We start from the raw sequence: 26,386 nt of genomic DNA, 5'->3' as shown, positions 1-26,386 counted from the left end.
TCCTCCAGTCTTTGTGTGTTTATTGTTGCAAGTCGGGACGAAGCTTAACCGCTTCACTATGATAAATATGTCGAATATCTTTTTGCGAAATTTCACTGTTTACATGCATAAGAACTCTTATGCAAAGTGGCATGGAACCTTGAACGTCCATTTCATGCGTACACATGACAGGGACAAACTTCCAACCATCCAACGTTCTTACCGCCTTAGCTGGAAAGGCTGATTTTACGTCCCAGTCGTTGAAATAATAACCGAAATAATGTCTTCCGGGTCTACACCATTCGATTTAGCCATTTCAATCACCAAAGTCCTTGTTGCTTCGTGGACACTTTCCATATGATCCGATTCTACTGTGGTAGCTCCCCTAATCCCTCTAACTGTCATTCTTATTTCCCCCTAATCTAGTCTAAGCTGCAACTCATTAAAGACACGTTTGCATTCTATTTCTGTAACTTTCTGTACAAAAGGGATGCCTACTTCTTTTAGCACAATAAAATTCATCTCGCCAAATGTTGCTTTTTTATCTTTTTTCATATAGAACAAAAACTCGTTGAATGAATGATTTAAGACTGGTTCAAATGAATAACCATTCTTTTTGGCAAAGTCAATGAAATGGTTAGTAAATGAAGAATCTATATTGCCGTATTTCTCACTTAGAATAAAACTATAAGCCATGCCAATTATGACACTTTCTCCATGACTAAGACCGCCGAATCCGCAAACAGCTTCTACAGCATGACCAAACGTATGGCCGAAGTTTAGATATTTTCGAATAGAATGTTCAAACTCATCAGCTGCAACAATATCCGCCTTCACTTGAATCCCCTTTAAGAGTTCTGTTGAAAGCCACTCTATAGATGGATTGGAAAAATTTCTTTCTTCCATTAACTGATTCGCCCAGTTTGCATCTGTAATAAATGCATGTTTTATCAATTCCGCCATCCCTGAACGAACCTCTCGCGAAGGTAATGTTTTTAGTAAGGCTGTATTGAATAATACAGCTGAAGGTTGGTGAAAGGAGCCAACCATATTCTTCCCTTCCGGCAGATTGATGGCAGTCTTGCCGCCTACAGCGCTATCATGGGCTAGGATAGTTGTCGGGCATTGTATGAACCGGATTCCTCTCATAAATGTCGCAGCGACAAATCCGGCTAAGTCTCCACAGGCCCCTCCTCCAAATGCAATCACCAATGAATTCCGGGTGAAATTCTCCTGCAGCAAAAACGATTGACATTCAATATAGACCATTGAAGTTTTACATTTTTCACCTGCTGGAACAATTTTGACGCTTGGAGATACTCCTGCATTTTCCAAAGCTTCAAGAAGAACTGGTAAATGATTGGTTGCAACCACATCATCAGCAATAATCCCGATCCTGTCAGCTGTATTCAGCAGCTCTCTGAAATCGGATGAAAAAAGTTCATAAACATGGTCTCCCACATGCACATCATATTGAGCATTCGGTAATTGAACGGTCAGTTTCCCCATATTAGAACCCCTTCACATATTCTTTATACCGATTGATTTCGTCCTTTAAGCCATCCATCGTATCAGAACGGAATTCATCCATGATTGCTTTAGCTACTTCAGTTGCGATGACATGTTCCGCGACTACAGAGGCTGCAGGCACAGCACATGGATCGGATCTCTCAATCGTTGCTACAAAAGGTTCTTTTGTTTCAATATCAACACTTTCAAGCGGCTTATATAAAGTAGGTATTGGCTTCATGACTCCCCTAATAACGATTGGCATTCCGGTTGTCATACCACCTTCCAGCCCCCAAGTCTATTCGACTTTCGGTAGTAACCAAGTTCTTCCGACCAAGCAATCTCATCATGGACCTCGCTTCCGGGGTTTTGAGCCATCTTAAAGCCCATTCCAAATTCAACACCTTTAAAAGCATTGATACTCATCATAGCTCCAGCAAGTCTGCCATCCATTTTACGGTCGAACTGAACGTAGCTGCCAATCCCAGGCGGGCATCCTTCCACAACAACCTCCACGACGCCTCCAAGTGTATCCCCGCGGCCTTTGATATCATCAATTGCCGCAACCATCTTGGAAGAAGCAACTTCATCCGCACAATATACTGGGTCTTGCTCAATGATTTCACGGATTTCATCAACGTTTAAAGCTGCATATGATTCAGGATCAGTTGTTATTCCACCGATTTCTGTAACATGTGCAACTGTCTTTATCCCAAGTTGACGAAGGAACTGCTTGGCTACTGCGCCTATCGCAACCCGCATCGTCGTTTCCCTTGCGGAAGACCTTTCCAATACATTTCGTAAATCACGATGACCGTATTTCATGCCTCCTACAAGATCTGCATGACCTGGTCGCGGGCGAGTAATCCGTCTCTTAATATCCTCAGGATTGATATCGTCCGGAAGTGGTTCAATCCCCATAATATTTGTCCAGTGCTTCCAATCATCATTCATAACGGTAAGTGTTACTGGCGATCCTAAAGTCAAGCCATGCCTTACACCAGATGTAATGAGTACCTGATCCTTTTCAATCTGCATTCTTCGGCCACGCCCATGACCGCCTTGGCGTCTTTTCAATTCTGTATTGATCATTTCTACAGTTAAAGGCATTTGAGCTGGTAACCCTTCAATAATTGCTGTCAATTGAGGACCATGTGATTCTCCTGCTGTAAAAAACCTCATTCCAAACTCCTCCTTTTCTCTCTCTTTTTAAAGGTTGGATAAATATCCGCTTCATAGCACCTTATCAGAGTATAGCAATTTTGACTATAGTTATTATAAAAAAAATCTGGATTATTGCTACAAAAAGAATATCACTTCTTCTTGTAGAAAAAAGTCTCCACAGGCTCAAGACCATATTTAGATGGGGTGAATATTTGTTCTGTACTCCCAACAAAAAGAATCCCCCCAGGTTTTAGAGCCTTAGCAAAGTTTATGTACAGTTGTTCTTTAGCTTTATCAGTAAAATAGATCATTACGTTACGACAAATAATAAGGTCAAATCCGTACCCGTATGGATCGTTCAGTAAATTATGTTGTTTGAATTTAACGGTTCGCTTAATTTCATCTACTACTTGATAATGTTGACCTTGATTTATAAAGTAACGATCCAACAACTTTTGTGAAAGTTCTTTTAGTGATCTTTCGGTATAAAGACCGACACTCGCCTTATCCAAGACACTTGTATCAAGGTCAGTTGCTAAAATGGAAATATCTTTAAGTGGTAAATGCGATGATAAAACCATGGCGAGCGAGTAAGGTTCTTCTCCTGTAGAACACGCAGCACTCCAGGCTTTCAAATTTTTATTCATGGAAAGAAGTTCTGGAAGAATTATTTTATCGAGCACTTCCCAGCGCTGGGAATTACGATAGAATTCCGATACATTGATTGTTATCCTATCTAAAAACTCCTCTAATAATTGCAGATCATTATGTATAGCTAAATAATACTCGGTAAAATTGGAATACCCTCTTTTTTCATAAAGTGAAGTAATTCTTCTTTTCATTTGAGCCTCTTTATACATGGATAGATCTATCCCAGTTTTGTTCTTTATATGAAAAATGAAGTTGGTGTAATCTGACAATCGTATCCCCCAATACCAACTTTTTTCTATTATACCGAAAAACACAGTAAAATTGGTAAACAAAAACAGCCACGCATTATTTTGCATGACTGTTTTTAAAGTTGACGTTAATAATCTTTTATTAGTTGATCCAGCTAACCATTGATTTGTCATAGCTGACAAGCTCTTCTTCTTTAAAGAAAAGGTTGATTTCACGAACTGCAGATTCTGGTGAGTCAGAACCATGGATAATGTTTTTGCCAACTGTTACTGCGAAATCTCCACGAATTGTTCCAGGAGCTGATTCCTTAGGGTTTGTTGCACCCATCATCAAACGTGCTGTAGAAATGACATTCTCACCTTCCCAAACCATTGCAAAAACTGGGCCAGAAGTGATGAACTCTACAAGCTCTCCAAAGAATGGACGCTCTTTATGCTCGCCGTAATGTTGTTCTGCAAGCTCTTGGGAGATTTGCATCAATTTACCGCCAACTAACGTGAATCCTTTACTTTCGAAACGGCTTACAATCTCACCGATCAAGTTACGTTGTACGCCATCAGGTTTTACCATTAAAAATGTCTTTTCCATTTATAACACTCCTTCATATATGTATCGGATTTTATCCTTACCGATCGTACCAAACAGAAGCCAATCTTTCAACTAGCAACCCTTCAATCAGAACTTTCTTTTGCCGATAAATGCCGCGATTTGAAGTAAGGCTTTCTTTGCGTCACCATCCGGCAATGATTGAACTTCTGAAATCGCCTTTTTAAGGTACAGTGCACTTACTTCCTGAGCCTTCTCTACTGCGCCAGATTGACGAATATAGCGAAGCATTTGAACACGCTCCTCCTCTGTCAATGTACCATCAAAAGAGCGAATTAAAAATGGTTGGAATTCGGGATTATCTTTTATGTATAATGTCGGCAATGTAATATGACCATTCAGCAAGTCACTACCAGCAGGTTTACCTAACTTTTCATCAGTCGATGTGATATCCAAAATGTCATCGACAATCTGAAAAGCCATACCTGCAAAATAACCGAATCGTTTCAGCTTTCCTACAGTATCTGCACTTGCATTTGATACAAGCGCGCCTAATTCACAGCTGGATGATAATAATAGTGCCGTTTTCCTTTTGATACGGCGTAAATAATCTCGAAATGTTTGGTCCGTTCTTTGCTGATATTCAAGCTGAATGATTTCCCCTTTGCAAATTTCCAACATTGTTTTAGCCAATAGTTGATGAACAGTTTGCATCTCGATTTCTCCGATGGAAACGAGCGCACGGGAAAAGATATAGTCACCAGTATACATCGCAATCCTATTATTCCACCTTGACTTAACCGTCTCAAAACCTCTACGGAAGTCGGAGTCGTCGATGACGTCATCATGGACAAGGGAAGCCATGTGAATAAGTTCCAAAGATACTGCAACCTTTGCTACATTTTCCATCGAATATTCACCGAATTTTGATGAAAGTATAACAAAAATCGGTCGTATCCTTTTTCCTCCAGCCCGCAATAAATGTAAGGAAGCTTGTCGGATGACCGGGGAAGAGGAGTCAACGGATTTTTCAAGTTCCTTTTCGATATATGACAGATCCTTCCGGAAATCTGCGTAGAGCGACATTAACTTCAATTTCTCCAAGATGATTACCTTCCCCTACCTGCAATTATTTGAAAGCGATATGCCCTGCTGCTGCACCACCGCTATATTTCTTGAATGACACTTCCCGAAAACCGGCGTCAACAAACATTTGCGCAAGTTGTTTCGCTCCGGGGAAATCATCTGCCGATTCTTGAAGCCAAGAGTATTCTTTATAACTTTTCGCAAAAATTTTACCGAATAACGGCATGATGTATTTAAAATAAAAGCGAAACATTTGACGGTAAACCGGAATTTCTGTTTGAGAGGTTTCCAAACACGCTGCCATGCCTCCCGGTTTAAGAACCCTGTGTAACTCCCTCAATACTTGTTCATAATCAGGCACATTACGTAAACCAAATCCTATTGTTACATAATCGAAGCTATTATCCTCGAATGGCAGCTCCATTGCATTTCCTTGAATGAGATTGATGGAGGGATATCCTTGCACTTTAGGCCGTGCAGATGCGAGCATCCCTTCACTGAAATCAAGGCCTGTTACACTACCCTCTTTACCGACTGCTTCCGCTAATGCAATCGTCCAATCTCCTGTTCCACAACATACATCTAAAGCTCTTGAATGAGGTTTAACATTCATGCGCTTCATAATATCGTTTCGCCATTTTTTGTGTTGATTGAAGCTGATGACTGAATTCATCTTATCATAGTCATCTGCGATTCTTTTGAAGACGTGATGGACTTTCTTTTCTTTGGATGTCTCCATATGTCTTCCCTTCTTTCCTTAGAGAGGCTTTCCTGATAAAGGATGTGCCAACCTATGTATTTCCTGCTTTAAAAATGGAGCTAAAAAGTCGGCATTTACAAGTTCATTCCTCATCTTTGAGGACAATATTGAAATTGCCGATTCAATCTCTTCCTTTTTCAGCCTGTTTGTTGATCGATCCCAATTGCAGTTAACACCTTTTGTCAACTGTTTGAAATACCAAATTAGACACAATGCAGTTTCAGATATCGTTTTATATTTTGTAAAACCATATCTCTGTTGGAATTCACCAATGCAACCCGATTCAATTACAGTCATCGAGTCAATATGCCAACATGTATCTTCAACAGTTTCCATGAATAGATCTGTTTTAACCTCGTTGATACGACCTATCATTTCCGACATCGCTGTAATAAATTCGAAATCAGGAATAGATGATAATAAACGATAATGGATTCCACTGAAATGATCTCCGGATAATACCATAAGCTGCTGTTTTTCGCAGAGGCATCAAGTAGGTCAACCCGATCATGTATATCAAATGCAGCATGAACAGCACCAACAGCAATGGCTGATATATTCAGCATTGGTGACCAATTTTCGCCATTCAGCAATGGCAAAAGAAGGAAGAAGGCTTTCGCTTCATCCAAAGGCATCTTTCCAAGTTCCCTATAAACAATCGGTTCTTGGATTGATTGCTCAACTTTCTTTATATAATTTTCGACGTATCGATTAATTGTTAGTCTGTCCATCTTCGGTTCTCCATTCAAAGACAATGTGAAAGGTCGATCCGTTATGATTTATTCTTTCCCATCGCTGTAAACAATACCATGCGCGGAGTGAATTTCTGCCTTGCCACGTATTTTCATGGCGGATGTATGTTCAGTGAATTGGGCAATCATTACTTCTCCACGATCCAATTTTTCGGTGTGATGAAATTTTGTATCATTGCCTCTAGTAAGTCCAATGACATTTACTCCGTCTTCTTGCGCTTTTATAACGATAAAATCAGGTTGTGGCATATTTTCATCTCCCGTCATTCATATACAATTCATCATATCATAGAAATGAATTGAACCGCAAAGTCATCGGTCTTATTTAAGAAGAGACAGAATTTCTGCTCTTTTCACATCATCGTGTTCATAAATTCCTCGAGCTACTGTTGTTACAGTTTTAGCTCCAGGCTTTTGATCCCTCTCATAGTCATGCACATATGTTCAGCCTCAATTATTACGTAGACGCCGATTGGATTTAGCATTTCCATCATTGCGTTGGCAACGGTGGAGGTGATTCTTTCTTGCAGTTGTGGTCTTTTAGCGGTCGTTTCCACGGCTCTTGCGAGTTTGCTAAGCCCAGCAACTACTCCATTTCGTGGTATGTATGCGATATGTGCGTGTCCGAAGAACGGTACCAGGTGATGTTCACACATTGAATGAAATGGTATGTCTTTTACCAATACCACTTCATCATGATTTTCATGGAATACTGTTTCGAAATATTGTCGGGGGTCTTTATCCAGTCCTTCGAATACTTCGGCGTACATTTTAGCTACACGTTTCGGTGTGTCGAGCAACCCTTCCCGCCCGGGTCTTCCCCTACGGCTTCAAGAATCATCGTTATTGCTTTTTCTATTTTTTCAAGATCCATCTGAGACATATTGATAACCTCCCTAACCCAATCAATGCTATTCCTTCAAAGATAGTAGCACACTCCCACCAATACGTACAGTTGATAGATTCGACGAATGTACCGTTGCTTTACGTTTCAGGCGGACGCTTTCCGTGGGCACGGCTTCAATCTCCTCGTCGCTTCGCTCCTGCGGGGCTTTCAGCTCGCGCTGTTCCCACCGGAGTCGGCGCCTTCCACTTCAAGCAACTGGAGTTACCAACTCATTAGTTCAGCTTATCAAAAATGAAAAGGAGTCCGCCACTATGATCTGGTTAGCCAGATGTAGCGGACGGACTCCTATGTAAACTTAAAGATTACTTAACAGCATCTTTAAGCGCTTTACCTGCTTTGAACGCAGGAACTTTGCTTGCAGCAATTTCGATTTCCTCACCAGATTGAGGGTTACGTCCTTTACGTGCAGCACGCTCACGCACTTCAAAGTTACCGAAACCGATCAATTGTACTTTATCACCATTAGCAAGTGCTGATTGGATTGTATCGAAAACAGCTTCAACCGCTTTAGTAGCATCTTTCTTAGTCAATTCTGCCGCTTCAGCAACTGAGTTGATCAATTCTGTTTATTCACACCATTCACCTCCTCTCAAAGGTAAATTACATTTGCTTTTAAAAGAGTAACACACTAAAAACCGCGGTGCAACAATATTATCGACGTTTAGCTTGGATTTTGTTCAATTTCGGTAAAAAAAAAAAAGACCCGTGAAATACGGATCTTTTAAGGTTCTTCGACTTATTGAAAGCTCTATTTTTTAAACGATAAATGTTATCATGCCTTTATTACCATCGTTGACCATCTGCTCAATTGTTTCGCGTAGGCGTTTTCGCGCATTTGGTGGAACGGAAGACGTTTTAAAGCGGATGCTTTCCTTCATCACTTCGTGCAATGGTGTACCGAAGAGCTGTGTCTGCCATAAGGCATCCCTGTCATGAAGATAGGCATTCTTTAATTCCTTCAGCAAATGATGGCTATGGAATTCCGAACCGATAAGCGGTGCGAACTCCGCATCCATATCGATACGGATAATATGAAGCGATGGTGCAGACGCCTTCATTCGTACACCATAGAAATTATTTTCTTTAATAAGTTCAGGTGGCGATGGTTGGAAATCATCAATTGTCGGCAATGCAACACCATAACCGCTTTTCTTCGCAGTATCAATCGCTTCTGCGTACATATCATATGACCTTTTGGCTTTTACAGCATCTTTGACGAAAAGGAGCCAATCCTTTTTCGTTTTCATCTCCTGTTGCATGATTTCTTCGCAAATCTCACGGAATGCTTGTTCATCCATCACAATATTGACTGTCGCTTTACCCTTTCCTGCATCGACATCAACAACTTCAGCATGCCGTACAAACCTTTCATCCTTCAATCGTTCAGCAAGCTCTTGAATTTTACGGATTTTAGAAGCTTCGAGGAATCCTTCATTGATAACTTTGTCAATAGCTGCATTCAACTCATGATCCGAACCAAGCACGTCCATCCAGTCAGGCTTTTGCAATTCGATATCCGTGATAGGGAATTCGTAAAGTGCCTCTTTTAGGATAAGTTGGATTTCTTGGGCGTTTAATTGGTCCGCGCTAATTGCGATTACAGGGACCCCGTGTTTTTCATGCAACTGATCCTTTAAAGCTACTGTTCTTTCATTGGCAGGCATTTTCGAATTCAGGACAATGACAAAAGGCTTCCCAATATCCTTCAACTTCCCGACAATTTCTTCTTCAGCAACTTCTGCTGCCGCTCGTGGAATGTTGTTAACCGTTCCATCAGTTGTTACAAGAATGCCGATTGTTGCATGGTCTCGGATAACTTTGTCCGTTCCGATTCGAGCCGCCTCTTCAAACGGTATCGGTTCATTATGCCAAGGAGTATGGACAAATTTCGGACCATCTTCATCCTCATATCCTTTCACTCCGTCAATCACATAACCGACACAATCAGCGAGCCTAACTTGAAAGGACAATTCCCCATCCCCGATGGATACTTGGGTACCTTGTGCGGGGACGAATTTCGGTTCAGACGTCATAATAATCGGACCTGGCGAGCTTTGAGGCAATTCGTCCTGCGCCCTTGCCCTATCGCCTGCATCCGTCATATTCGGTATGACCACCTCCTCCATCACCCTTTTGACGAATGTCGATTTACCGACACGTACAGGGCCGACAACACCGATATAAATATCCCCATCCGTTCGTCTTGCAAGATTTTCATATAACTCCTCTTTCATACTTAGCCCTCCTTTTTTAGCGCATATTAGTTTATGTAAATGAAAAACGTTTCATGCTAAAAACACATGAAACGTTTTAGATACTCTATGAAATTATTTCTTTTTCATAAACACCGGTTCATTTTGATCATTTACAGTATATGGCAATGAATAGGCCGGTACGATGGGAAAGTCATCAGAAAGAAGATGCCTTATGTCTTCTCCTTCATTGACATTCGGTTTCTTCTCTTGAAGAATTCTGTTCAGATCGATAGAGTAGTCCACATAAAACTTCCCATCCCCACCGACAACAATCGGAAGTAATGCGTCAGATACGGGCTTTCTATCTTTAAAGGGTCTTTAAAACCCATAGCTTCGAAATCTATCTCATAAACATTTTCACCGACAGCTTCTTTAAAAGGCAGCTTTCCGTTTATATGTTTACGTAAGTTCAGTTCACGTATTCGTTCAGCAATTCGTAAATCTACTAGTTTAACGGTTGGATTTTCATCTACATCCATTAATACATATTGATAAATTCCCCCGTCTCAAATGCATTGGATGGAATTTTTTCCGTATATGCTGGAACAAGCTTTGAAAACTCAATTGGATACTTTATGTACTGATCTGTTTCATTTTCCCTTGTCTTAATAGGTAATAATCCGCCAGTGTTTTCCTTATAAGCATTAACTGCCTTTTGAATCGTTTCAATTTGATCTTTATACGGGATTTCCCTTTTTTCTTTTCATCACCAGGATACATGCAGCCAGATAAAATCATCATGAAAAATAGCGAAATTAATAATGTTAATCTTTTTTGAATCCCCCTCATCTTGCTCCTCCTGTTGGCCCGCTGAATACAAGATAAACCATAGCGAAAAAAGAAAATATCAATAACGCATACGCGATTAGGGCAAAAATGAATTTCAATAATTTGTTCGAAATCTTATGTCGGCTAACATAGATGAGTCCCATGGAAATCGCCATGAAACCCATCGCATAAAACGATAGCCACATTTTATCCAAAGAGGACAAAAGGATCATCCTTTCGTGTCATAAGGGACATCTATTATTTATAAAAAATATCTTCTATCTCTTGTTTTTTCATTCTGTTCATTAATTGATCCACCGCTTCTTTCGGTGGAACACCTTCAAATAGGACTGAATACAATGCCTCTGTTAAAGGCATTGAAACATCATATTGAATGGATAGCTGATGAGCAGCTTTTGTTGTTCGAATTCCTTCGATGACCATTCCCATTCCGGAAACAACTTCCTCAATTGACTTACCTTGGCCCAAAAGGCTACCTGCTTTCCAGTTACGTGAATGGACACTCGTACATGTGACAATTAAATCACCTAATCCCGTCAGGCCTGAGAACGTAAGAGGGTTTGCACCTATTTTCATGCCAAGTCGAGTGATTTCCGCAAGGCCACGGGTTATTAAAGCCGCCTTTGCATTGTCTCCATAGCCAATACCATCAATGATACCAGCAGCAAGCGCAATTATATTTTTCAAAGCTGCACCTAATTCAACACCGATTAAGTCATCGTTCGTGTAGACACGGAAATATTGATTCATAAAAAGGTCTTGAACCTGTTCTGCGGCTTTTTGATCATTTGATGCCGCGGTAACCGTTGTCGGTTGGCGAAGGACAACTTCCTCTGCATGGCTCGGACCTGAGAGTGCCACGATTGAACGAAGTTTATTCGGATTGATCTCTTCCTCAATCATTTCAGAAATGCGCTTCAATGTATCCGGTTCGATTCCTTTCGAAACATGTATAATCAGTTTTGGTGTGTCGGTTAACTTATCAATTTGCTTCGAAATTTCCCGAATAGCCTTAGTCGGCACTGCAATGACAAGGATTTCAGCATGTTGTATAGACCCCTTTAAGTCAGTTGTCGCCTTCAAATTACCGGGCAATGAAATGCCTGGCAAGTACACAGAATTCGTATGCATTTCATTAATTTCATTAGCTTGTTCAGACCTTCTTGTCCATAAAAGACAATCATGTCCATTTTCTGCAAGAACGAACGCGATAGCGGTTCCCCAACTGCCTGCTCCTAATACAGAAACGTTTTCCAATAATTCCACCTCTTTTTAATCAGCTTCTTGCTCTTGTAATAAGACGTATAGGTGTACCCTCGAAGCCAAATGATTCCCTCAAGCGATTTTGCAGGAAGCGTTCATATGAAAAATGCATGAGTTCAGGTTCATTGACGAAAACAATGAAGACTGGAGGCTTTACAGCCACTTGCGTTGCATAATAGATACGCAGTCTACGGCCTTTATCTGATGGAGCTGGATTACGCGCCACAGCATCTTCAATCACTTCGTTCAACACGCTTGACTGGATGCGTAATGCGTGGTTTTCACTTATCATTTTAATGGTATCGAATAAAGTCGTAACACGTTGTTTCGTTTTCGCAGAGACGTAGGCGATCGGAGCGTAATCTAAGAACAGGAAATTCTTTCGGATATCCTCATTGAATTTGTTCATCGTCTTGTCGTCTTTTTCGATAGCATCCCATTTATTCACGACAAACATGACTCCTTTTCCTGCTTCTTCTGCATATCCGGCAATACGCTTATCCTGTTCACGTATCCCTTCCTCACCATTTATAACAATTAACACGACGTCTGAACGGTCTATTGCTTTTAATGCTCGTAAAACACTATACTTCTCCATGTTCTCATACACTTTACCCTTTTTGCGCATTCCGGCAGTGTCGATGATCTTGTACTTTTGCCCTTCGTACTCATAGGAAGTATCAATTGCATCTGTTGTCGTTCCTGCTACATCGCTGACGATGACCCGTTCTTCTCCAAGCAATGCGTTCACTAAGGACGATTTGCCAACATTCGGTCTACCTATCAATGAAAAACGGATGACGTCATCCTCTATGACTTCTTCCCCAGGTTCCGGGAAACTGGCTGCAACTGCATCAAGCAGATCACCCAGCCCGATACCGTGTGATCCAGAAATCGGATATGGGTCGCCAAAACCAAGCGAATAAAAGTCATAGATCATATCACGCATATCTGGGTTATCGATTTTATTTACAGCGAGAACGATAGGTTTCTTTGTTTTGTAAAGGATTTTGGCAACATGCTCGTCTGCGTCGGTTACACCTTCACGTCCGTTAGTCAAGAAGATGATGACATCGGCTTCTTCGATTGCGATTTCAGCTTGTGCCCTGATTTGTTCAAGGAATGGCTCATCGCCAATATCGATGCCACCCGTATCGATTAGATTAAAATCATGGGAGAGCCAGTCAGCGGAGCTATATATCCGGTCTCTCGTTACGCCAGCTACGTCCTCGACGATTGAAATACGTTCTCCGACGATTCGGTTGAAGATAGTCGATTTTCCGACATTCGGTCTTCCAACGATTGCAACAGTTGGTTTACTCATTATTTAACACCCTTCCAATATATCTCTTGTGTATTATACACAAAAAAGATGATGATGCCTATGTAAGCACCATCACCATATGAATCGTAATTCAATCATCTGTTCAAAAATTAGTCAAACTTACTCAGTAAATTTTTTGAGTTGGTCTCCGATGACGTCGCTTAGGGAGAATCCTGTTTCTTCTTTCATCTCGTAATCGCCGTATGAATTGTCTTCTTCTTCTTTTTCCACCAAATCTTTAATGCTGAGAGAGAGTCGCTTATCGTCTGCATTGACTTCTACCACTTTGACGTCAACTGTTTGACCTTCTTGCAAGACCTCGTGAGGTGTTCCGATATGCTGATGAGAGATGCGTGAAATATGAACAAGTCCTTCCACACCCGGGAATACTTCTACAAACGCACCGTAGGAAACGAGACGTTTAACAGTACCCTGCAACACGGATCCTCTTGGAGCACGATTTTCGATATCTTCCCATGGTCCAGGCAATGTTTCTTTGATCGACAAGGAGATACGCTCGGAATCACGATCTACTGAAAGCACCTTGACGTTTACTTTGTCTCCTTCTTTCAGGACATCTGAAACTTTTTCGACATGTTCGTGTGAAAGTTGTGAAATATGGACTAACCCATCAACTCCACCAATATCGACAAAAGCACCGAACGAAGCGATACGCTGTACTGTCCCTTCCAGAACTTGACCCTCTTTTAGTTCAGTAAGGATTTCATCTCTTTTATTCGCTTTCGCTTCCTGTAGGACGGCACGATGAGAAAGGATCAGGCGGTTTTTCTCCTTGTCCATTTCCACAATTTTGAATTCCATTGTACGTCCTTTATAGTCTTCGAACGACTCAACAAAATGATCTTCAACAAGGGACGCCGGGATAAACCCACGTACACCAAGATCTACTACAAGTCCACCTTTTACAACGTCCTTAACTTCTGTTTCAATTGTTTGTTGGTTGTTAAACATCTCTTCAAGAGAATCCCATGCATTTCTGCATCCACTTTTCGCTTCGATAAAACATAGTTTTCATCTTCCACTTTTGTGATAAGCAATTCAAGTTCATCTCCGACTTGCACTGCATCTGATGCTTTTTCAATGTGAAGGCTTGACAGTTCGCTAATTGGGATGACACCGTCAAACGGCGCACCAGAAATTTCGACCATCACCGATTTATCCTCGATTTTTGTCACCTTACCAGTTACACGGTCACCTTCTTTATAACCGTTCAATTCATCCAAATTCATCTCTTCAGTCATATGTAGTCCTCCTCCATAATGAATCCTATCTCTATATTATTCGAATCGATTCATAAAAACAAAAAATTACTCTTATAAATTTATTTATTCTGTTCTAAAAGGGTACGAATTTCACTCATAATCACTTCTGTCACTTCTTCTGCGGATGCTTTTGTTTCCGATAGCTCGTCATGTCGATAGGCTTACCAAAAATGACTTTTAACATTTTGAATGGTTTATAAGGACCGATGATTGCACATGGCATAACGACTGCATCGCCTTTAAGAGCGAAAAATCCTGCTCCTGCAAGTCCCTTTCCAAGTTCTCCCGTCTTACTCCTTGTCCCTTCAGGAAACATGCCAACAACATGACCGCCTCGCAACAATTTCAGGGTAGTTCTGAAAGCCTCACGGTCGCTCATGCCCCGTTTAACAGGAAATGCATTCACACTTGGTAAAATGGATTTCAGGATTGGTACATTAAACAATTCTTCCTTTGCCATGAAATGGACTGTTCGCGGACTACATTTCCAACAACCGGCGGATCGAAATTATTAATATGGTTTGTACAAAGAAGCACTCCACCTTCTTGCGGAAAGTTCTCTTTGCCAATAACTTTGACCCGATAAAGAGGATAGAAAATAGTACTAACTAAAAATTTACCGAACGGGTATAGATTCATTGGTTCATCCTCTTTTCCGCCAGCATAATTACCTGATTAGCCACCTCTTCGATTGACATGGATGTGGTATCTACCAAAATGGCATCGTCCGCCATTTTCAATGGAGATAATTCCCGCTCACTATCAGCACGGTCTCTCTTCTCGATTTCCTCTTTTAATTGAGCAAGAGGGATATGAATTCCTCGTTTTTCGTTTTCGACAAAGCGCCTTTCAGCCCTTTCATCTACAGAGGCAGTCATAAATACTTTTAACTCTGCCTTTGGAAGCACTGCAGTGCCGATATCGCGACCGTCCATCACAACGCCAGTTCCTTCAGCTAATTCTCTTTGCTTCTCCACCATTAGATGTCTAACTGTACTATGGGCAGCTACTTCAGAAACATTTGCTGTTACTTCTTGTGAGCGAATTTCCTCGGAGCAATCGACACCGTCAATCCAAACGGCTTGGCCATTTTCTTCAGGAACCAATACTATTTCAGTATGCTTTAGTAAATCTGCTAAATCCTTATCACTACCCATATTTATGTTCGATTGGATAGCTTTATGCGTCAAAGCCCGATACATCGCACCAGTGTCTATATACGTATACCCTAATTTTTGTGCTATCCTTTTTGCAATTGTACTTTTGCCTGCAGCTGCAGGACCATCAATTGCAATAATAATCCCTTTACTCATATCATCTACCCCCGTATTCAGTTCGAAAACATTGTATCATAATCCAGCTTAAGGTGGCAGCTACTCGGGTCATAAGTCAAAGTTGCTTCGTGGCAAAGAACGCCACTACGCGCCTGCAAGGATGCAGGTGTGCAGTCGTTGCGACAGGACGTCGCGAACTTAGACTGCCTTCAACTATTTGTCTAACGCCTGTCGTCGCTAAACACCACCTTCCGCTTTTTAATCAAAAAGGGAAAAGTCCTGATTGAATAGGACTTTCCCCGTGAACTACGCTATGCATCATTCCTTGCCTGCAATTGTCTTTCAAAGCAAAATCGGATAATGTCCTGTCTATCCTTGGATGTTGTTTCCAAAAACTGCAGGGATGCAATGGCACGCTCATTCTTCTTCCATGTACGTACGGCTTTCGCTTCAGTATTAATATACTTAATCTCATCATTTATGAAAGGTAAGGCAATCGTTAATTTCACCTTTTCACCATCTTCGAACGTGTCATTCGGTCCGAGGTTTAAAGCTATGCCTCCAGCACTAATATCATCTGCGACAAATTGTTGAATAACTCCCCTATAATCCACAGCGACATCTACGGCCGTTTCCACACGCACATATTCACGTCTTTGGATTTTAGTTAGTTTTTTATCCCCTGGATAGGAGATTTTCAACATCGGGATGTCTTTATTTGCCCTACCTGTCACTTCAGTTTTAAAAGAATAAGAAATATTATTTCTGACAAAAGAAACATGCAATTTTGTACCATCGATGAAAAACGTAGTCCGGTTTGTTTCAATATTCACGGGATAATCAATCATGACAAAGTCATCGCCCGTGTCAACCACCTTACTTTTAAACTGCTCATTATTTTCTTCATTGCTATCTTTACTGATGGTTAACGTTGTACCGATAGTAAGGAACAATGCAAACACCTACCCTTGAATGGTTATTACCATTATGTCATGGGTAGGCAATAATTCCAATATATAATTTTCAGTTCAATCTTCCTATCGAACTCAATCCAGTTTTTCCGTCTTTATAACTTCAGCTGTTTCAGTATCAACAATAACTGTGTAGGTGCCAGTATGGCCGTTTTCATCACGGGTTACTGTTAGATAGTGAGTAAGTCTTTGTTCCAGTCTCTCGTTTTCAACATAGGCAAGTTCATCTTCAACGACCTGGACATCCTTATGGAAAAACTCTTTCCAATCAATCTTTTTAATTGCTTGTCTTGCCAATTGTTCTTTTCGGATGTATTCGGATGCATCCAATCCGATAATGTCCCCATTATCTTTAGCGACTTTCAAATGGATTACGTCCGAAAATACTTTTTGCTCCGTAAAATGGTTCTTTCCTGACAAATACGAAATGCCATGCTGTATTGTTTTCCCTTGATTCTTGATAGACGAGATCCTTGTAGTCAGCATTCTTTAAAAAGTCTTCCGCCCTCTTTTTTATATCATCAAATGATAATGATGCCTTTCCAAAAGGTCTTTCTGAAAGATAGGAAAGTACATGGCCACCTTTTTCTGTAATATCGATATAACCGATGGATTCACGATCGGCAAACCGGATATGAAAAAATGGGTAAGGGGAACCTGGTTTACTCATCTCAACACCAATTACATCATTGGAGACATTTGGGAATAATGTCTTGAATCGGTCAATCGCTTCCGCTTGTGTGACCTTGGCGTCTTCAATATGTTTTAGTTCTTTTTTCTTCATGGCATCAGATTCACTTGCAGTTAAAGGAAAATCGCTTTCCGTGTATGATTTAATGGAAGCCCCCATATTGGACCAATCAAAATTAGGATTCGACGTGTCCAATTTACGTGTCCATTCGCCCATGGAATATTGTCCATCCAGCAATCCTGCCGTTGCGAGTTGCCAATCACCCTGCATGGCTCCTAAGTTATTCGATGCCTGCGACATTACTTTATAATACTCATCGGGCTGTTCCGCTCGGTCAGCTTCCTTCGCGTAATTTCCTATTCTGCTTAAATAATTCATCCAGGAAGTTGTAAAACTTGCATCAAGCGGTAATGACGCAATCGAGCTTTTTATATCTGAAGAAAGTCGCCAGATGTCTTCCGTGCCTTCTTTGACCCTTCAGAATGATTAAATAAAAGTGTTTGTTTTACAGCCTTATCAAGTTCTCCAAGTTTATCGGATGCGTCCGCCATTTTCATCGCGTACTCGTTACTTAATGCCAAAGAAAGTTTATTATTTTCCGTTGTCTTAGTAAAAGCAAATATTGAAACAGCAATCAGCGCGTATGCAAGAACAAATACAGTTTTTTTCATTTTGGATATAAACAGCGTTAATAGCTGTTCTTCGATCCTCCTTTATCAGTTGCAAAAGATATGCAGGCCAATCTTTTTAATTTGTGGTCGGGACCAAATCCATTTACTTGTAGCTGTAATCGGATTGAAATAATAGATGGCATTTTCTGAAGGGTCCCACCCATTTAAGGCATCAAGTACAGCCTCTTTGCCCGCTCATTAGGGGTTAGCCAGATTTGTCCATCTGCAACAGCAGTGAATGCTCCCGGCTGGAAGATAACTCCACTAACAGTATTAGGGAAATCGGCATGTTCTACCCGATTTAAAATGACAGCTGCTACTGCTACCTGCCCCTCATAAGGCTCCCCACGTGCTTCACCATATACGGCATTAGCCATGAGTTTAAGATCTTGCTCAGTGTACTTAGAAGGCAGATGGATATTTTCCGTTTTACCGCCTCCTTTTTTTACTTGCGAGGCCAGTGGTTTTCCGCCATAGTGGGTAAACTTATTTCCTTTCTTCAAATTCTCCATTACAAACTTTTCATCGTAAGAGGAAGCAGCTGTAAGTTTCTTTTTTGTTTGCGACCCAGCAATTCCGTCAATCGGTAATCCGTATTTATCTTGGAAGTTACGTAAGGCCCAATAGGTTCCATAGCCGAACTTTCCGTCGATATCACCTCTGTAGAATCCAATGTATTGAAGCCTTGCCTGTAGTTCAATAACATCGTCTCCAGTTGCTCCCCTTCCTAAATCCCGCGAGCTGAATGCGTCGGTATGGATAGGGATGTTGCGTATACAGAACCAATTAGCAATACAAGTATTAATAAACGTTGTACATTTTTTTTCAATACAATTCCTCCTTTCTCTCAGTTTGTCCAAACAATTTCTTTTTAGTATCAAGAAAAAAAAAAAAAGATCCGGATTTACTCCGAATCTTGAATGGCCTTATATACGTAAGTGATTTACTTCATTTTAACGAGGTCTTTTTTCTGAATTGTTGCATTGCAAAGGTATGTGCATATTTCACCCGTGTCAATCCGAACCACCATAAAAACAACATGAAAGGAATGATTAAGTATAAAGAATGGTCATTCACTCCAATGATACCGTTGTATATGAAATGTAGAATGAATGGTGCAAAGAATGCGAAGAATAACATGCCTTTTTTATTGGATTTAGTTGTGAATTTAGCCCTACCGAAATAATATCCCATTACGACACCAAATAACGCATGACTTGAAACAGGCAATAAAGCTCGTAAAAAAGCGGTATCTAATCCGAAAATGAGTAAATAGAGAATGTTTTCGACTGTGGCGAATCCGAGAGATACACTTGCACCGTAAAGAATCCCGTCATATGCATCTTCGAACTCCATATGTTTATATATTGCTATTAAGAGGATTAGCCATTTGAAAAATTCTTCGATCCAACTGGTAAAGATGACATTGCGGAAGAATTCGTTTGGGATGATGCTTTCTTCTTTGAATACATGTTGGATGAACATGATTGGGAATGTCATCATTGCACCGTATATGAATGTATGAAATAGGGTGTGCGACGGTTCTTTCGCTATTTGTTTGCGTAGGTAAAAGTAGCTGAAGAGTGCCAAGCCTGGCGCAATCGCTACTGTAAGTAATATGATCATACCCGACCGGCCTCCTTCCTGCCACTCATTCTCCTGTTAGTTATTTTCCGCTATATGTTCGGCTATTAATTCACCATGGTGGCGTCCGTTTTCGATAAAGATTTCGTTTGTATTGTTGCCCGCTGCAATGACACCCGCAATATATATTCCTTTGATATTGGATTCCATTGTAGATTCATCATAGACTGGCCGACCAGTTTCTTCATCGACTTCGATGCCGATTCTACCTAAAAAACTATGGTCAGGATGGTAGCCGATCATGGCGAATACATAATCGTTCTCTATTGAAAGTCTTTCGCCATCCCTTTCAAATACAACTGTATTGGGGGTGATTTCAAGGACATTCGAGTTAAAATGCATGTCGATTTCACCATTACGAACAAGGCTGTCAAAGCCCGGTAGAATCCATGGTTTTACACTTGGGGAATAGTCTGAGCCCCTGTAGATCACAGTAACAGAGGCACCTGCACGAAATAGTTCTATTGCTGCATCCACTGCGGAATTCTTGCCCCAATAACGACAACCTTTTTTCCAAAGTATGGATGGGCTTCCTTGAAATAATGGGATACTTTCGGCAAATCCTCGCCAGTTATTCCAAGCTTGTTCGGATTGTCATAGTAACCTGTTGCAATAATTACATATTTAGCAGAATAGTTGTTCAGATTCGTCTTAACGATAAATACATCGTTTTGTTTTTCGACATCCTCGACAGTTTCATAGTTATTAATGGAGAGTTTCTTTTAACTCCGCCACTTGACGATAATAGACAAGTGCATCGTTTCTTTTAGGTTTTTCTTTCGCGGTGATGAAGGGGATATCTCCAATGGATAGCTTTATGCTTGAACTGAAGAATGTTTGATGTGTTGGATATCGATAAAGCGAATTTACAATATTTTCTTTTTAATTATTAATACATCCAACCCTTTATTTTGTATTTCAATTGCGGCGGATAGTCCACAAGGTCCTCCGCCGATCACTATGGCGTCTTTCGTAATCATTTCTATCAATCTCCTTAAGTACTTTTACAGCGAGTGAATCTCACCGACTAATTGATGTTGAGTTGAAAAAAGACCCAACATCAATAATTTATTTTAATAACATGGCTTTCCGGGGCTGCCCCTAACCGGAGTGGAACGATGGATGTCCCGTACCCATTGCTTACCAATTTTGCTTTTCCTTCTTGCTCACTAAATCTACCTAATGCATGCAATGAAAATTTCCCCATTCTAATTTGTCCACCATGGGTATGGCCTGCAAGCATCAAGTCGGGGCTACAAACTTCCTCTATTTTTCTGAACATATATGGATTATGTGCCGCCACAATCAAATATGGATAGGATTTGGCATTTTTCAGTGTAGCCTTAATATCGACGCGGCCACTGGATGGATCATCAGTACCACAAATTCCCCATAATGGATTGTTCGGTATTGCTGCATCCGTGTTATCTAAGATAACACCGCCATGCCTACTGATTATTTTCCGAATTTCATCTTCCCCGACTTCCCGATCATTATTGCCCCAGATAAAAAATAATGGACCAAGAGTGGAAAGTGCCCTTATATTTCGTTCAATACGGGGCAACGGAACACCTGCCTCCGCAAGATCTCCACCTATGACGACGATATCAATTGACCCATACGATTTAACTTTTTCCAATAATCGTCTATCAATATGGCGCCTGTGTATGTCCGATATAAAAAACAAGGAAAGCTCCTTGCCCTGTTTTATTTCTTTTCCGACAGTGTAGGAATGACTAATTACATTTCTGCGTTTCGCAAAAGCGAACATATACAGTAAAACTGCAATTATTAAACCCGCAATCCCAAACAAACTGTTCAATATTATTCTCATTACACACCTGCCATAAGAAAAAGGCAAAGTACACGGCTTTGCCTCTTTCAGGATTTCATTTTATGGAATGATCAACTTTTGTCCAGCCATTATATTATTTGAAGTCAGACCATTCGCATTCATAATCTTTTCAATGCCTGCAACGCTTCCATAATAATTCATCGAAATGCGATAGAGCGTTTCGTTTTGGCAACGATATGGGTTTTAGCTATTGTTTGCTCAGTTGTTTTTCCTTCATCTTTCGGTTTTTCTGTCACCTTTGATGAATCTTCTTTTTCAGATGCCGGAGGATTAACGTTTACAACAGGTTTTTTAGTTTCTGATTCGTCAACAGCTTCTTCATCAGCATTCCCTTCAGAAGCATTTTCATCCTCTTCTTCTTTTGGTGAACCAATAACGACCGAGTTAAGATTATCAGTCTTCCCTGAAGAAGAATTTGTGCCCACTTGTACAGGAACCTCTGTATTAGCAACTTTAGCGGAGCCACTATCTGGTCCATAATAGTAATTATATATAACATATACGAATATCAATATGGGTATGAATGTAAAAACGCCAAGGATGACATTGATCATTGTATATCTTGACGTTTTTTTCTGCTTTCGCTGGCGTCCATATCGTTCTACGCGCGAAGGCAAACTTGCGTCCTCATTATGATCAAGCTCTATCTCTTTGCGATTATTCTCGAATTCTACTTTATAATCATCATTTTTCATCGACAAATTCTCCTATCCAACGATGCTCTTCCTTATATTATGACGAATATTGTCGTAAAAGTAAACGTTCATCAGACATGTTAGCCAAGAAGATTGGTAATTCTATCATCCCAAGTGACTTTTACACTCATATTTTTCTTATTTGTTTTTTCTGTAAGCCATTCCATCTCTTTCAGACCGCAAGTTGAACAACATGCTTGAGGCTTTTCTTTGCACCGTTCACCAAAATACGACAAAACGGTTTCCCGTAAGCATTTGTCAGAATGTACAAGGTTGAGCATCTTTTGAAGCTCTGTTTCTTTTCGGCGGAGAGAGTTTTCATTCGCTCATTTGTTTCATCCAATGAATATCTTTCCAAATAATAGTCTACTATTCTTCTTCCCGTATCCGATAAGCCTGCTAATTCAGCCGATGTAGAAGGTTCTTGACCTTCAGCGAGCATCTTTACATAATGTCGCATCTGACTTTCATCCGGTCTATCCGATTGGATGATGAAACTTGTCATCCTTTCATCAGCTGGCATATAAAGCAGCGTTGCGGCGGAAGGTAGACCATCCCTTCCAGCCCTTCCCACTTCCTGGAGATAACCGGCAATGTTGGACGGGAGATGTTCATGAATAACTTGACGAATATCACTTTTATGTACGCCCATACCAAATGCATTTGTTGCACATATCCATTTTAGTTCATTATTTAGGAATTGTTCTTGGATGATTGCTCGTTCATCTTGTTCTTTTCCCGCATGATACGACTGAATAGCATATCCAGCCCACTGTAATTCAGCCGCCAATTCGTCAGCGCGTTTCCTTGAAGAAGTATAGATTATCCCAGGACCGGTAGTTTTCATAATCCTTTCCTTAATCCAATCCGTTTTCTCCAAGGTTGAGTTAAGTTGAATGATTGAGTAAGAGATATTCGGTCGATCTAAAGAGTGTCTTTCGATGGCTGGTTCATCCATTTTCAAATAGCTCGTTATGTCATTTATCACTTTTGTATCGGCTGTTGCTGTCAAAGCCAATATTGGTGAACTCCAAGAAGATAAAAACTCGCCAATACGTAAATAATCAGGACGGAAATCAAACCCCCACTGCGAAATGCAATGGGCTTCATCTACAACTATGAGGCCAATTTCAATTCTTTTAAGATGAGACTCAAAAGATTTATGTGAAAGCATCTCAGGCGAGACGAAGATAAACTTATATTCTCCAAGGCGAGAGATAACTCTGTTTCTCTCAGAAAAAGGGAGAAAAGAATTTAAAGCTACAACCCGCTTTTCACCATTCTTCCTCATTTGCATGACCTGATCCTCCATTAGGGAGACAAGCGGTGAAATGATTAAAACAGAACCGGGCAAAATATATCCAGGTAATTGATAACAGAGTGACTTCCCCATTCCTGTAGGCAAGATAGCTACGCAATCGCGTTTATTCAATACATGATGAATCACTTCTTTTTGCCCTGTGCGAAAATGAGTGTAACCAAACCGTTCTTTGAGTAACAATTGTAAATCCATCACAACTCCCCCTCCCTAGTAACGGTTAATATTAATCGAAGTTCGAAATAGGAAAGCTTTTCGAATTCATTTTTCAATAGCTTAAGTCTTTTTGTCCCCAATTCTTTGGATTTAGAGAGGACTGCCTGAATAGAATCTTCTGAAATGAAATGAGTTACGGGGAATAGCTCATCATTCATCGCCATCTCGATAATATGATCTTCAATCGTACTCATTTTCAAATTGCGGACCCTTACTATGTCCTCCATCGAATATCCTTGGTCAAAAAGCTTTTTTGTTCTTAATGCAGATTCGGTTAAATAGGAATGGACTTTTACATCCGTTGCGCATGTTTTTAAAAATGGAAAGTTATCGGTTGATTCAACGGCCGGCAACAGCATATGTAAACTCTCTATGAATAACAGATAAATCCCTGAAGGTGAACTATTCAATTCGGAGGCAAGCTGATCCAATGTTTTCGCTGTTACGCCATTTCCTGTCAACCTGTTCGAAAATATGTATTTATGTCGATCACTCATCCCGCTTGCTACAAGGGCTCGTTTAAGTTCATCGCCAATTCTCTTCCCGAACTCCGGTTCAGTTAGCGGTTTTCCCTCAAGAAGACGTTTTACAAAAAGTTGAATTTCACGATCTCTTTGTATGGGAGTGAATGATGTGGAACCTGAACGAAAATGAGATATAGTTTGGACTGCCAATGCAATTCTCCCAAAAAATATGACTTCCCTTCCACGATAATCCCACCCTTTAAATTGGGGACACCGGAAACCATTCACTTCCTTTTTCCCTTTTTCAGTAAGACGACAAAATTTCTGATCGGTTGTGATCAGTTCATTTTTCACCAATTCATCTACTGTCTGTTGGTATAAAAACTCATCCAATTTTGGCCAAATTCCGAAAAAAGATCTCAAGTCGAAATACTCAACATCTTGTAAGGTCTGACCTGATTTTTTCCCACGCAAGAGATGTAGACCTGCATTCAATGTCCGTTCTCCGTTCATCTTGTCTATGATAAATAATAGGATTGAAGACAAATTCATGTCAGATTCCTCCTAAGTCAACGTTATATTAATGTTTTTCTGTTGAAAAGTAGTGAAAACAGCTTTAGAATAGTAAGGGAACTAAATAGATTGTGCGGAGAAAGAGGAGAGAACGTCAATGACTAGCAAAAAATACACCATCGTTGACCAAGATACATGTATTGCATGCGGAGCTTGCGGCGCTGCGGCACCTGACATCTACGATTATGACGATGAGGGAATTGCCTATGTTATTTTAGATGATAACACGGGTACAACTGAAGTTCCAGAAGAACTATTGGAGGACATGGAGGATGCATTTGATGGCTGCCCAACAGACTCTATCAAAGTCGCTGATGCACCATTCGATGGCGATCCATTAAAATATGAAGACTAAGTAAATGAGTGGCTGCCCTTTTTGAGGCAGCCTTTTTTATTCTTTTAAACAATATTGTAACACCCAGAGGGATTTCCGCTTCATTCCCAAACTAGAACATAGAAAATTCCCTAAATCCATATTCATTTGCCGCATCACTTATTAATTTTTTCACTTTCTAATAACTCTATAAGCTTATCTAATTTCTGTTCTATTCTTTTATTGCCTTGAATTTTTTTATTTTGATTACTTAATACAGAACTAAACATTAATGCCAGAAAGCAGACAAATAAAATAAATAATAGCAACTCCATATATATCACCTTTAACTACCTTAAGTAGTTACCTTTCCAACTCAATGTATTCCCTTAATTACTTCCACTGATTTTCTTCTTTCACATGATTAATCGTTCACTGTCCTTTTTCGCTCATCCGTTTAAGGGACAATAACACTACCAATATTGCAATAAAGCCCCACCAAGTGCTTAGCAAAAATTCATTTAACGAACCAGGTTGTTCTCCCTCTAATTTATATGAGGAAAATAATCCTTGTGTTATAAGAATAAAGCCACAAAATACCGCAGTAAACAACCAATACCACCACCGTTTCATTGCTCCCCCAACCTCCCGATTCAAACTACTGTTTACAATTACATTCATATTCTTTGAACTTATACATACGCATCCCCTCTTATATCATAGGTCTCTGTAGTTACTTCTATATTAATTGCTCCAATAGTAATTCTAAATCCTCAGGATAGACGTGGTTTATCGCATTTAATTCAGCTAAAGACTTCCAATTAGCTTCTGCAATAATTTCATCAGGATCATTAATTCCGCTACTTTCACCAATCTTTTCAACCCTAAAATAATATGTAGTTACATGAATGTCGTTAATGGTTGTTTCTTTCACCCTTATAAGCTCTATGACCTTCACGTCATATCCGGTTTCTTCTTTGACTTCCCTAATGCAACATTCCTCGGGACTTTCCCCTGCTTCAATACCACCAGAAGGTACTGCCCACCCCTCTGACTCAAAACTTTTTACCATCAATACTTCCATTTTTTCATTGATACAAATACCTGCTGATCCTGACCAGCTTTTCATTCGAATATTCCCCGCCTTTACCGTTCTATAGTTTTGTAATAATAATCTCGAATAC

Annotated in this window: 30 protein-coding genes and 8 pseudogenes; 1 reads left to right on the top strand and 37 read right to left on the bottom strand. The window is 40.3% G+C overall.

Annotation, left to right across the window (positions count from 1 at the left end):
• Window positions 1–19: 19 nt before the first annotated feature.
• The 34 genes and pseudogenes from aroH to QNH10_RS12600 all read right to left on the bottom strand — a co-directional run bounded on the left by aroH (window position 20) and on the right by QNH10_RS12600 (window position 24,868).
• A pseudogene (gene aroH / locus QNH10_RS12760) lies at window positions 20–384 on the bottom strand (chorismate mutase).
• Between the two features lie 12 nt (window positions 385–396).
• Window positions 397–1,488: a 3-dehydroquinate synthase gene (gene aroB, locus QNH10_RS12755; RefSeq protein ID WP_283731846.1), complete on the bottom strand. Its 1,092-nt coding sequence runs from the start codon at window positions 1,486–1,488 to the stop codon at window positions 397–399.
• 1 nt (window position 1,489) lies between these two features.
• A pseudogene (aroC, locus tag QNH10_RS12750) lies at window positions 1,490–2,670 on the bottom strand (chorismate synthase).
• Window positions 2,671–2,801: 131 nt separating this feature from the next.
• Window positions 2,802–3,572 carry a CheR family methyltransferase gene (locus QNH10_RS12745; protein ID WP_283734630.1) on the bottom strand — a complete coding sequence of 257 codons (771 nt, stop codon included), beginning with the start codon at window positions 3,570–3,572 and terminating at the stop codon, window positions 2,802–2,804.
• 121 nt (window positions 3,573–3,693) lie between these two features.
• On the bottom strand, window positions 3,694–4,140 hold the full coding sequence (gene ndk / locus QNH10_RS12740; RefSeq protein WP_283731845.1) for a nucleoside-diphosphate kinase: 447 nt from the start codon (window positions 4,138–4,140) through the stop codon (window positions 3,694–3,696).
• Window positions 4,141–4,227: 87 nt separating this feature from the next.
• Window positions 4,228–5,202 (bottom strand): polyprenyl synthetase family protein, encoded by a 975-nt coding sequence (locus tag QNH10_RS12735; RefSeq protein WP_283731844.1) that lies wholly within the window; start codon window positions 5,200–5,202, stop codon window positions 4,228–4,230.
• Between the two features lie 25 nt (window positions 5,203–5,227).
• Window positions 5,228–5,923 carry a demethylmenaquinone methyltransferase gene (locus tag QNH10_RS12730; protein ID WP_283731843.1) on the bottom strand — a complete coding sequence of 232 codons (696 nt, stop codon included), beginning with the start codon at window positions 5,921–5,923 and terminating at the stop codon, window positions 5,228–5,230.
• An 18-nt stretch (window positions 5,924–5,941) separates the two neighbouring features.
• The gene (locus tag QNH10_RS12725; protein WP_283731842.1) at window positions 5,942–6,409 is read right to left on the bottom strand and encodes a heptaprenyl diphosphate synthase component 1; all 468 of its coding nucleotides are present in this window, start codon (window positions 6,407–6,409) and stop codon (window positions 5,942–5,944) included.
• On the bottom strand, window positions 6,316–6,675 hold the full coding sequence (locus QNH10_RS12720) for a hypothetical protein (RefSeq protein ID WP_283731841.1): 360 nt from the start codon (window positions 6,673–6,675) through the stop codon (window positions 6,316–6,318). The genes QNH10_RS12725 and QNH10_RS12720 overlap by 94 nt, the downstream gene beginning before the upstream one ends.
• A gap of 48 nt (window positions 6,676–6,723) precedes the next feature.
• The gene (gene mtrB, locus QNH10_RS12715) at window positions 6,724–6,945 is read right to left on the bottom strand and encodes a trp RNA-binding attenuation protein MtrB (RefSeq protein WP_283731840.1); all 222 of its coding nucleotides are present in this window, start codon (window positions 6,943–6,945) and stop codon (window positions 6,724–6,726) included.
• 72 nt (window positions 6,946–7,017) lie between these two features.
• Window positions 7,018–7,579 (bottom strand): annotated as a pseudogene (gene folE / locus QNH10_RS12710) (GTP cyclohydrolase I FolE).
• A 326-nt stretch (window positions 7,580–7,905) separates the two neighbouring features.
• Entirely contained in the window at window positions 7,906–8,163 is a 258-nt protein-coding gene (locus tag QNH10_RS12705) for an HU family DNA-binding protein (RefSeq protein WP_283731839.1), read from the bottom strand.
• Between the two features lie 195 nt (window positions 8,164–8,358).
• Window positions 8,359–9,837: a stage IV sporulation protein A gene (gene spoIVA / locus QNH10_RS12700; RefSeq protein ID WP_283731838.1), complete on the bottom strand. Its 1,479-nt coding sequence runs from the start codon at window positions 9,835–9,837 to the stop codon at window positions 8,359–8,361.
• A 93-nt stretch (window positions 9,838–9,930) separates the two neighbouring features.
• A complete protein-coding gene (locus QNH10_RS20665; protein ID WP_347177880.1) occupies window positions 9,931–10,101 on the bottom strand; it encodes a hypothetical protein in 171 nt (56 codons plus the stop codon).
• Between the two features lie 235 nt (window positions 10,102–10,336).
• Window positions 10,337–10,519, bottom strand: a complete 183-nt coding sequence (locus QNH10_RS21365) for a YphF family lipoprotein (RefSeq protein ID WP_488199569.1) — start codon at window positions 10,517–10,519, stop codon at window positions 10,337–10,339.
• Complete coding sequence (locus QNH10_RS20660; RefSeq protein WP_347177879.1) at window positions 10,432–10,647, bottom strand: hypothetical protein; 216 nt, start codon at window positions 10,645–10,647, stop codon at window positions 10,432–10,434. Before QNH10_RS20660 ends, QNH10_RS21365 begins: the two co-directional genes overlap by 88 nt.
• Window positions 10,644–10,790: a DUF2768 family protein gene (locus tag QNH10_RS12690; protein WP_430541120.1), complete on the bottom strand. Its 147-nt coding sequence runs from the start codon at window positions 10,788–10,790 to the stop codon at window positions 10,644–10,646. The genes QNH10_RS20660 and QNH10_RS12690 overlap by 4 nt, the downstream gene beginning before the upstream one ends.
• A 94-nt stretch (window positions 10,791–10,884) precedes the next feature.
• Window positions 10,885–11,904 carry an NAD(P)H-dependent glycerol-3-phosphate dehydrogenase gene (locus tag QNH10_RS12685; RefSeq protein WP_283731836.1) on the bottom strand — a complete coding sequence of 340 codons (1,020 nt, stop codon included), beginning with the start codon at window positions 11,902–11,904 and terminating at the stop codon, window positions 10,885–10,887.
• Between the two features lie 19 nt (window positions 11,905–11,923).
• Window positions 11,924–13,234 (bottom strand): ribosome biogenesis GTPase Der, encoded by a 1,311-nt coding sequence (der, locus tag QNH10_RS12680; RefSeq protein WP_283731835.1) that lies wholly within the window; start codon window positions 13,232–13,234, stop codon window positions 11,924–11,926.
• Window positions 13,235–13,354: 120 nt separating this feature from the next.
• A pseudogene (gene rpsA / locus QNH10_RS12675) lies at window positions 13,355–14,496 on the bottom strand (30S ribosomal protein S1).
• 80 nt (window positions 14,497–14,576) lie between these two features.
• Window positions 14,577–15,156: pseudogene (locus tag QNH10_RS12670) on the bottom strand (lysophospholipid acyltransferase family protein).
• Window positions 15,153–15,830, bottom strand: a complete 678-nt coding sequence (gene cmk / locus QNH10_RS12665; RefSeq protein ID WP_283731834.1) for a (d)CMP kinase — start codon at window positions 15,828–15,830, stop codon at window positions 15,153–15,155. Before cmk ends, QNH10_RS12670 begins: the two are co-directional and overlap by 4 nt.
• A gap of 272 nt (window positions 15,831–16,102) precedes the next feature.
• On the bottom strand, window positions 16,103–16,744 hold the full coding sequence (locus QNH10_RS12660; protein WP_283731833.1) for a flagellar brake protein: 642 nt from the start codon (window positions 16,742–16,744) through the stop codon (window positions 16,103–16,105).
• A 93-nt stretch (window positions 16,745–16,837) separates the two neighbouring features.
• A complete protein-coding gene (locus tag QNH10_RS12655) occupies window positions 16,838–17,128 on the bottom strand; it encodes a hypothetical protein (RefSeq protein ID WP_283731832.1) in 291 nt (96 codons plus the stop codon).
• Window positions 17,115–17,831 (bottom strand): PepSY1/2 domain-containing protein, encoded by a 717-nt coding sequence (locus QNH10_RS12650; protein WP_347177878.1) that lies wholly within the window; start codon window positions 17,829–17,831, stop codon window positions 17,115–17,117. Before QNH10_RS12650 ends, QNH10_RS12655 begins: the two co-directional genes overlap by 14 nt.
• 50 nt (window positions 17,832–17,881) lie before the next feature.
• Complete coding sequence (locus QNH10_RS12645) at window positions 17,882–18,124, bottom strand: hypothetical protein (RefSeq protein ID WP_283731831.1); 243 nt, start codon at window positions 18,122–18,124, stop codon at window positions 17,882–17,884.
• Window positions 18,125–18,169: 45 nt separating this feature from the next.
• Window positions 18,170–18,900 (bottom strand): annotated as a pseudogene (sleB, locus tag QNH10_RS12640) (spore cortex-lytic enzyme).
• A gap of 172 nt (window positions 18,901–19,072) precedes the next feature.
• Window positions 19,073–19,750, bottom strand: coding sequence for a glutamic-type intramembrane protease PrsW (gene prsW, locus QNH10_RS12635; RefSeq protein WP_283731830.1), 678 nt, complete (start codon window positions 19,748–19,750; stop codon window positions 19,073–19,075).
• Window positions 19,751–19,786: 36 nt separating this feature from the next.
• A pseudogene (locus QNH10_RS12630) lies at window positions 19,787–20,748 on the bottom strand (YpdA family putative bacillithiol disulfide reductase).
• 80 nt (window positions 20,749–20,828) lie between these two features.
• Window positions 20,829–21,602: a metallophosphoesterase gene (locus tag QNH10_RS12625; RefSeq protein ID WP_283731829.1), complete on the bottom strand. Its 774-nt coding sequence runs from the start codon at window positions 21,600–21,602 to the stop codon at window positions 20,829–20,831.
• 158 nt (window positions 21,603–21,760) lie between these two features.
• Entirely contained in the window at window positions 21,761–22,318 is a 558-nt protein-coding gene (locus QNH10_RS12615; RefSeq protein ID WP_283731827.1) for a hypothetical protein, read from the bottom strand.
• Between the two features lie 80 nt (window positions 22,319–22,398).
• Window positions 22,399–22,599 (bottom strand): RecQ family zinc-binding domain-containing protein, encoded by a 201-nt coding sequence (locus QNH10_RS12610; RefSeq protein WP_283731826.1) that lies wholly within the window; start codon window positions 22,597–22,599, stop codon window positions 22,399–22,401.
• Window positions 22,600–22,811: 212 nt separating this feature from the next.
• Window positions 22,812–23,831: pseudogene (locus QNH10_RS12605) on the bottom strand (RecQ family ATP-dependent DNA helicase); the annotation flags it as partial.
• Entirely contained in the window at window positions 23,831–24,868 is a 1,038-nt protein-coding gene (locus QNH10_RS12600) for a YpbB family protein (protein WP_283731825.1), read from the bottom strand. The pseudogene QNH10_RS12605 and the gene QNH10_RS12600, both read right to left, overlap by 1 nt.
• Before the next feature lie 118 nt (window positions 24,869–24,986).
• Here QNH10_RS12600 and QNH10_RS12595 point away from each other — a divergent pair, with 118 nt between their 5' ends.
• Window positions 24,987–25,244 carry a ferredoxin gene (locus QNH10_RS12595; protein ID WP_283731824.1) on the top strand — a complete coding sequence of 86 codons (258 nt, stop codon included), beginning with the start codon at window positions 24,987–24,989 and terminating at the stop codon, window positions 25,242–25,244.
• 134 nt (window positions 25,245–25,378) lie between these two features.
• Here QNH10_RS12595 and QNH10_RS21175 read toward each other — a convergent pair whose 3' ends face one another.
• The 3 genes from QNH10_RS21175 to QNH10_RS12585 form a co-directional block, all read right to left on the bottom strand.
• Window positions 25,379–25,492 (bottom strand): hypothetical protein, encoded by a 114-nt coding sequence (locus QNH10_RS21175; protein ID WP_430541119.1) that lies wholly within the window; start codon window positions 25,490–25,492, stop codon window positions 25,379–25,381.
• A gap of 142 nt (window positions 25,493–25,634) precedes the next feature.
• Complete coding sequence (locus QNH10_RS12590) at window positions 25,635–25,835, bottom strand: hypothetical protein (RefSeq protein WP_283731823.1); 201 nt, start codon at window positions 25,833–25,835, stop codon at window positions 25,635–25,637.
• A gap of 106 nt (window positions 25,836–25,941) precedes the next feature.
• On the bottom strand, window positions 25,942–26,331 hold the full coding sequence (locus tag QNH10_RS12585; RefSeq protein ID WP_283731822.1) for an NUDIX hydrolase: 390 nt from the start codon (window positions 26,329–26,331) through the stop codon (window positions 25,942–25,944).
• Window positions 26,332–26,386: the final 55 nt, after the last annotated feature.

The sequence above is a fragment of the Sporosarcina thermotolerans genome (genome assembly GCF_030067815.1).
GTDB classification, from domain to species: domain Bacteria; phylum Bacillota; class Bacilli; order Bacillales_A; family Planococcaceae; genus Sporosarcina; species Sporosarcina thermotolerans.
The sequence above is the reverse complement of the archived record's forward strand: the minus strand, read 5'-3'. Positions and strand labels throughout refer to the sequence as shown.

Bases quoted from the DNA above. Each gene is read 5' to 3' on its own strand.
- QNH10_RS12590 (WP_283731823.1), bottom strand. From the start codon at position 25,835: ATGAAACGGTGGTGGTATTGGTTGTTTACTGCGGTATTTTGTGGCTTT.
- QNH10_RS12585 (WP_283731822.1), bottom strand. From the start codon at position 26,331: ATGAAAAGCTGGTCAGGATCAGCAGGTATTTGTATCAATGAAAAAATG.
- QNH10_RS21175 (WP_430541119.1), bottom strand. From the start codon at position 25,492: ATGTTTAGTTCTGTATTAAGTAATCAAAATAAAAAAATTCAAGGCAAT.
- QNH10_RS12725 (WP_283731842.1), bottom strand. From the start codon at position 6,409: ATGGTATTATCCGGAGATCATTTCAGTGGAATCCATTATCGTTTATTA.
- QNH10_RS20660 (WP_347177879.1), bottom strand. From the start codon at position 10,647: ATGAGGGGGATTCAAAAAAGATTAACATTATTAATTTCGCTATTTTTC.
- prsW (WP_283731830.1), bottom strand. From the start codon at position 19,750: ATGATCATATTACTTACAGTAGCGATTGCGCCAGGCTTGGCACTCTTC.
- cmk (WP_283731834.1), bottom strand. From the start codon at position 15,830: ATGAGTAAAGGGATTATTATTGCAATTGATGGTCCTGCAGCTGCAGGC.
- QNH10_RS12600 (WP_283731825.1), bottom strand. From the start codon at position 24,868: ATGAATTTGTCTTCAATCCTATTATTTATCATAGACAAGATGAACGGA.
- mtrB (WP_283731840.1), bottom strand. From the start codon at position 6,945: ATGCCACAACCTGATTTTATCGTTATAAAAGCGCAAGAAGACGGAGTA.
- QNH10_RS12720 (WP_283731841.1), bottom strand. From the start codon at position 6,675: ATGGACAGACTAACAATTAATCGATACGTCGAAAATTATATAAAGAAA.
- aroB (WP_283731846.1), bottom strand. From the start codon at position 1,488: ATGGGGAAACTGACCGTTCAATTACCGAATGCTCAATATGATGTGCAT.
- QNH10_RS12730 (WP_283731843.1), bottom strand. From the start codon at position 5,923: ATGGAGACATCCAAAGAAAAGAAAGTCCATCACGTCTTCAAAAGAATC.
- spoIVA (WP_283731838.1), bottom strand. From the start codon at position 9,837: ATGAAAGAGGAGTTATATGAAAATCTTGCAAGACGAACGGATGGGGAT.
- der (WP_283731835.1), bottom strand. From the start codon at position 13,234: ATGAGTAAACCAACTGTTGCAATCGTTGGAAGACCGAATGTCGGAAAA.
- QNH10_RS12690 (WP_430541120.1), bottom strand. From the start codon at position 10,790: ATGGGACTCATCTATGTTAGCCGACATAAGATTTCGAACAAATTATTG.
- QNH10_RS12615 (WP_283731827.1), bottom strand. From the start codon at position 22,318: ATGAAAAATGATGATTATAAAGTAGAATTCGAGAATAATCGCAAAGAG.
- QNH10_RS12610 (WP_283731826.1), bottom strand. From the start codon at position 22,599: ATGCTCAACCTTGTACATTCTGACAAATGCTTACGGGAAACCGTTTTG.
- QNH10_RS12650 (WP_347177878.1), bottom strand. From the start codon at position 17,831: ATGAATTATTTAAGCAGAATAGGAAATTACGCGAAGGAAGCTGACCGA.
- ndk (WP_283731845.1), bottom strand. From the start codon at position 4,140: ATGGAAAAGACATTTTTAATGGTAAAACCTGATGGCGTACAACGTAAC.
- QNH10_RS12645 (WP_283731831.1), bottom strand. From the start codon at position 18,124: ATGAAAAAAACTGTATTTGTTCTTGCATACGCGCTGATTGCTGTTTCA.
- QNH10_RS12625 (WP_283731829.1), bottom strand. From the start codon at position 21,602: ATGAGAATAATATTGAACAGTTTGTTTGGGATTGCGGGTTTAATAATT.
- QNH10_RS12595 (WP_283731824.1), top strand. From the start codon at position 24,987: ATGACTAGCAAAAAATACACCATCGTTGACCAAGATACATGTATTGCA.